This is a genomic window from Flammeovirga sp. OC4, from assembly GCF_000812565.1.
Classification (GTDB): domain Bacteria; phylum Bacteroidota; class Bacteroidia; order Cytophagales; family Flammeovirgaceae; genus Flammeovirga.
In genome coordinates, this window is the sequence record NZ_JTAM01000003.1 from 304,387 (window position 1) to 310,386 (window position 6,000).

Sequence of the window (6,000 nt, forward strand, 5' to 3'; positions counted from 1 at the left end):
ATTCTAAAAAGTGTGTTTAAAGGTTTCGAAGGTGCGCTTTTTTTGAGCCACCACAAAGTTTTGTTCTTGAAAGATAACAAAAATTTATTTATGAATAAACATTCACGATTAAACTCTTATCGTATCTTTATTTGCTAGTTTAATTTCGATCCATTTTACAAAGCGAGCCAACAGCTTGTAATACAATGCAATGAAAAGCAAAATATACATTGCCCAAAGAATTACAATGTTAAACCAGAAGGTTTTGTGAAGTTGTCCCATAAAATGCTTTTGAGGAGCGAAGAAGTGTGTCCTGAAATCAAAAGGTCCTCTTGCTTCATTTGGAGCATGGTAAATAGGATAAATCCTTTGTATTAGTTTTGAACCGTATTCTACAATTCGTTTTTCTGCAATTGTGTTTTTTACAAATTCTGATATGTTATCGTTTGTATAAGTATCTTTTAAATCAAGGTATTTCTCCTTTCCGTATTGATCTAATAGGTCTTGAACTTTCTCTTCTTTTTTCTTTTTCCAATAAATATAGGCCATGTTTACATGTTCTCTTGCTTCCAAGAAAAATTGATGAAGTTGATTCGCATCCTCCAAAGTAAATTTTTTAGGGTTGAAATCAATTTTAAAGTCTATCTCAGCTCCATACTCGTCTTCATCTTCGAAGTTTTTACATTCATGAGCAAGCAAGATCAAGTTATCCTCAAACTTAGAACGGGTTATTTTATCTTCCTCTTTGTTATGAAGGTATAATTTACAGTCTTCAAGTTTACTGATCAAAGTAGGAATATAATACGTTCTTAAGTAGTCAGCAGAATGTATTTCTGTATCTAAAGTAAAGAAATGCTTTTCAAATAAATTATCTGAAAATTGCTCTACCATCAACCCCTCAAATGCCCATCTTGAAGCCATCAATTCTCCTACAAATGGAACTTTTCCTTCTTGATTTTTAAATACAGGATTAATATTAGCATACTGTACCACTACACCACCCAATAATAACTGAGGAATCAGAATGATTGGAATCAGAATGTAAACAGTTGCTACTGATTTAAAGGCACTTGACACGTTCAAACCTATCATATTGGCGACACAAGCAGTAGAAAAAAGCATAAGAAAATACTCCATATACATCGACCCAATGCCCATGATTGTATTTCCTATCAATACAAAAACCAAGACTTGAACGGCAGACATTCCAGAAAGAATTGCCATTTTAGAACACAAATAAGAGATCCTACTTAGTGACAGGTAGACCTCTCGTTTCCGAATTTTACGGTCTTTAATAAGTTCTTCTGCACTGATCATCAACCCAAGAAAGAGAGCAACAATAACTGCCATAAAAATATATGACGGCATGTTCATATTTTCCCGAAAGACATAATCCACTCTATTGCCTAATTCATCTAAATGATAAAAATAGACAATCAGCGATAGCATTAGAGCCAATAAAGGTGCTTGTAAAAGGTTGACTACTAAGTACTGTTTATTATTAATTTTGGTATTCAGGTCTCTTAATACAAATATTCTAAACTGCTTTATTTTAGAAGGAAGATCTAATACGCTTTTGGGTGGTTCTTTAACCGTATCAATTTGTGGAACTTTCACATACTCTTTGTAGCGTTCAAACCAATGTTCCGGCTTCCATTTTCTTTTCCTAGTTCTACGGCCATACTCATCCAATACTTTTGATTCGATGATCTCAAATACCTCCTCAGAATCTACATTCCCACAGCGCGTACACTCACTTTCTACATCAGCATACATCGCTTCTTCTTTAAAATAACTTACTGCTGTAATTGGATTACCATAATACACTGGATAACCTCCTACATCCAAAACTAAAAGCTTATCAAACATCTTATAGATATCTGAAGAAGGTTGGTGAATCACTACAAAAATTAACTTCCCACGGTTTGTTAATTGACGAAGCAAGTCAATCACATTTTCTGAATCTTGAGAAGACAACCCTGAAGTAGGTTCATCGACAAATAGTACACTTGGTTCTCTTAGTAATTCAAGACCAATGTTCAACCTTTTACGTTGACCTCCACTAATCGTCTTTTCTAATGGGTTACCCACTTTTAAATCTTTCACGGCAAAAAGACCTAAGTTTTCGATGGTTCTCATGATGATTTTTTCAACTTCTTCATGATCCGAATGGGCGAAACTTAGCTTTGCGGCGTAATATAAATTCTCATAAACGGTTAATTCTTCAATTAAAAGGTCATCTTGAGGGACATAACCCAATACCCCCTTTATTTCTTCTGGATTTTTATGGATATCGATCCCATTTATCAATACTTCTCCATATTTAGGCTTGTGTGTTCCATTCAACACATTGAGCAATGTAGATTTACCAGAACCACTTGCCCCCATCAGAGCCACCATATTTCCACCTTCTTCAATAAGATCTACATCATGTAAACCATGCTTCTTCCCAAAGTAGTAATTGATTTTCTTAGCTTCGAATGAAATTGGATCTGTAGATTCACTACCAATAAACACACCTGCTATTTCAGAGTGATAAAGATTAAACGAACCTCCTTTGGGTGTATTAATACGAATTGCCCCACCTACATCCAATGGGTAGGCTCTACCCATTTGCATTCGTTCTCCATTTATTACAAAAATCTGCCCTTTTCTGGTGGTCTTTACGAAGTACATCCTAGCCAATGGCATATAAAGTACCGCTAGAGGCACTCCTATTTCTTTTCGGTAAAGGTGTTTACCCTCTGTTTCAAAATCTTCTTGATTGGTAATTGCCAAACAACCTTCTATTTCAGATAGTTTTTGAATATCATTCGTATTCATAAACTTCTGCATCCTGTCTAACCTATTAAAGTCAAGATTGAAAGCATCACAAATCACTCTCATGATTGCTTGTTCATCTTCAGAAAACACACCATTAGAATAAGCCAATTCTAACAAATCAATCAACATCACAATACGCTGCCTTAAGGTAAGGTCTTTTGCAGCTGATAATGCAATATTTCTGATCAATTCTTCATCAACAGCTTGTCTTGCTTGAAGCTCAAAAATTTCAACGTATGCATTAGTATTACTCTCGTGTAGTGTATTTTTTAAGTATTCTTCTAAAATCTCCAGTGCCTCATCAATTGATCCATCAGCACAGGCCATAATAGCAAAAAGTTTAGTAAGAGATTTTAATACTTTCTCATTCATAAGTAAGATTGTTTCGTAAAGCTGAAATAGGATGCTTATGTCGTCATTCAGTTGTTGTAATAGTCCTATAAAGAAACAAAAAAAGTCCTGTGTTTTCAAACACAGGACTCTTAAATCTATTGGATCCTAAAAAACTACTCTGAAACAGTCATAGTTCTTAATTTTTCTACGATTGTAGAAATACCTTTAAGGTCTTCCGATTTTAATTGATAACCACCTTTGTTATCTTTTAATTTTTCATCAAAGTTAAGCTTATCGTACTCTGCTTGTAATGATTTGAATGATTTAGCGTATTCTACTGCTTTATCACTACCATTTTGTAAAGGAGCTAAGATCTCTACAATTGCATCAATTGATGAACGTTGTTTTGCAATAGAAGACATTAAGTCCACTAATAATGCGTCTCTTGCCTCTTCAGGAAGATCTGCAGGTGCATTATTTACTAAACCTAAAGAGATGTGTAAAGCTTCCAAAGTAGTACCCGTTACGATCAAAGCCGCAACATCATACTGAGAATTTGTATTTAAGAATTGCTTTACTTTACCTTCTGATGCAGAAATAACTTTCAACATTGCTTCTTTATCAGACAATGATTTTTCTAATTTCTCGCTAAGATCTTCACCCATTGCTTGAGAAATACCTAATTTATCAGATAAAGTTTTTGCTGTTGTAAAGTAATCAATTGCTTCTTGTGCTTTACCAAAAGCAGACAAGTAAGCAATATCAGAGATATAAACACCAAAATTCAATGCTGAAGAAGCTTCTGTTAATGTGTAAGAAGTTGCTTTATCTCTTTTATTTAAAAGAGTAGCATCAAACTCAGCACCACTTCTTTCTAATAATACAGGGATTGCAGTAGGCTCAGGTGCATTATTAAGAATAATGTTAAAATCTGCTTTAGTTGCTTTTTGAGCTGCGATTTCTTTCTTTGCTTGTTCTTTATTCTGTGCAGTTTCAGATGAACCACCACACGCTACAAGAGAAGTTGCTAAACCACATGCTAAAGCTACTTTCCCTAATTGCTTGAATTGTGAGCTGAATGTCATAATTTATAAAGTCCGATCAGATTTGTATAAAAAAATTTTATGCTCAAAAATAATTGTAAATATTATATATCAAAAAAAATCAACATAAATTCATTAAGAAAAAAATCATTTTGAATCAAATGATCTTATCTTTGCTTTATGGAAAATGAATTAGGTTTTATCTCCCAAATGTTTGATACTTTATATCTATTCCCTGAGGAACTTGAAGATATAGAGATTCCTGAAGAAGAGCTTGAAAAGGAAGAAGAAAAGGTGGTTGAAAAAGCAGATGCAACAGAGAAAACACCTGCTATCACACCTAAAAAAGTTATTAGAAAACAACTTCCTACAGATTACTATGGTGAGAATAAAAGACATATCGTCATCTTTATTGAACATAGTGGCGTAGATATATTTAGAAGTAAAGAATTTCAGTTATTACTGAAGATATTGGGTGCCTTACAACTTACATTACAGGAAGTTGCTGTCATTAATGTGTTAGAACAAAAAGACAATTTAGAGGCTTTAATTAAAAAGCTAGAACCTCAATACTATTTGTATTTTGTGAATCAGAATGAAAGCCCTCTTTCGAATGAGAAAATAGCAAAATACATCCCTACAGAAATCGATGGACACCAAGCTGTAGCTGCTGATGGCCTTACAAAACTGCTTTTGGATGTCGATAAGAAAAGAGAGTTATGGATGGCTCTAAAGATATTATTTGAGTTATAAAATGCTTCAAACTCAATAAAAAAAAAGAGGCTGTCTCATAACACAACAGTTATGGTTACAGCCTCTTTTTTATTCCCTTTTTTTGAGAAATCAGAAATAATAGTTCTTTATCCTTAAAAAGTAACTTTTTCATGCTACATAACCGTAATTTGAGTAAATCAGTGTTTTAGATTCACATAATAAGGCTCTTTTAGCCTCAGCAACCTTCTTTCTAACGTATTTCTGTATATTCATTGAGATGAATAGTAATCCTAATTCAATATTCACCTTATCAATTCCTTTCATCAGAAATCGCTTAAACTTTTTATTGCCTTTCATTTGTCCAAAAAACTGTTCAACCTCTGCACATCGTCTTTTTCTTAGCTCTTCACCATCTTTACTTGTGAGGTTTTCTTTCGCTTTTCTACGGTACCTTATTGCTTTTAAGTTGATTGAAAGTACCTTGTTTTTGTCTTTGTATTTGCTTTTAAAACATCTTGGTTGTAATGGACAGTTTTTACAGTTCCTTGCTGCATATCTATGAATTTCTTGTTTGAAACCTGTCGTACTTTTTTGTTCTTTTATCCCAATAAACTCCATTTTCTGTCCCATTGGACAAACAGCAAAATTGAGTTCTTCATTAATATAAAATGAGTTAGGAGTAAACTTAAAAGCTTCTTTTTTCCGTGTGCGTAGTTCGCTATGAAGCCCTGCATACTTTACCAAATTCTCAATGTCATTCTTTTCTAAATAGTTATAATTCTCTTCAGATCCATACCCAGAGTCTGCTACAGCTATTTCTGGATGTTTACCTAACCCTTCTTCAATTTCATCATAATGCTCTTTAAAAGTGGTAGAATCTCCTGCTGTTTGATGAACGGAATAATTTATCGCATATTCGTTTTCAGTTGAAACTTGAGTATTATAAGAAGGTTTTAACTGTCCATTCTTCATAGGATCATCTTTCATTTTCATGAAAGTGGCATCATGATCTGTTTTAGAATAGCTATTTCTTCCATCAAGAATTTCTTCCTGTTTTGTGTATTGATCTATTTTCGGTACTTGTGTTTTTTTTGCATAAGTGATTTTT

At 33.5% G+C, this 6,000-nt stretch carries 4 protein-coding genes; 1 reads left to right on the top strand and 3 read right to left on the bottom strand.

What is annotated here, in order from left to right; translation table 11 throughout:
• Positions 1–108: 108 nt before the first annotated feature.
• Together PL77_RS04225 and PL77_RS04230 are read right to left on the bottom strand one after the other, a co-directional pair.
• Positions 109–3,174 (bottom strand): ATP-binding cassette domain-containing protein, encoded by a 3,066-nt coding sequence (locus PL77_RS04225; RefSeq protein WP_044202107.1) that lies wholly within the window; start codon positions 3,172–3,174, stop codon positions 109–111.
• Positions 3,175–3,308: 134 nt separating this feature from the next.
• Positions 3,309–4,220, bottom strand: a complete 912-nt coding sequence (locus PL77_RS04230) for a hypothetical protein (RefSeq protein ID WP_044202109.1) — start codon at positions 4,218–4,220, stop codon at positions 3,309–3,311.
• A gap of 138 nt (positions 4,221–4,358) precedes the next feature.
• On the opposite strand from PL77_RS04230, the gene PL77_RS04235 reads away from it, so the two are divergent.
• Complete coding sequence (locus tag PL77_RS04235) at positions 4,359–4,931, top strand: hypothetical protein (RefSeq protein ID WP_044202111.1); 573 nt, start codon at positions 4,359–4,361, stop codon at positions 4,929–4,931.
• Between the two features lie 129 nt (positions 4,932–5,060).
• Here the strand turns inward: PL77_RS04235 and PL77_RS04240 are convergent.
• Positions 5,061–6,000 (bottom strand): transposase (locus PL77_RS04240; RefSeq protein ID WP_156152234.1); only part of this gene is annotated, 940 nt, incomplete at its 5' end.

Coding starts and splice junctions, on each gene's coding strand:
- PL77_RS04225 (WP_044202107.1), bottom strand. CDS start 3,174: ATGAATGAGAAAGTATTAAAATCTCTTACTAAACTTTTTGCTATTATG.
- PL77_RS04230 (WP_044202109.1), bottom strand. CDS start 4,220: ATGACATTCAGCTCACAATTCAAGCAATTAGGGAAAGTAGCTTTAGCA.
- PL77_RS04235 (WP_044202111.1), top strand. CDS start 4,359: ATGGAAAATGAATTAGGTTTTATCTCCCAAATGTTTGATACTTTATAT.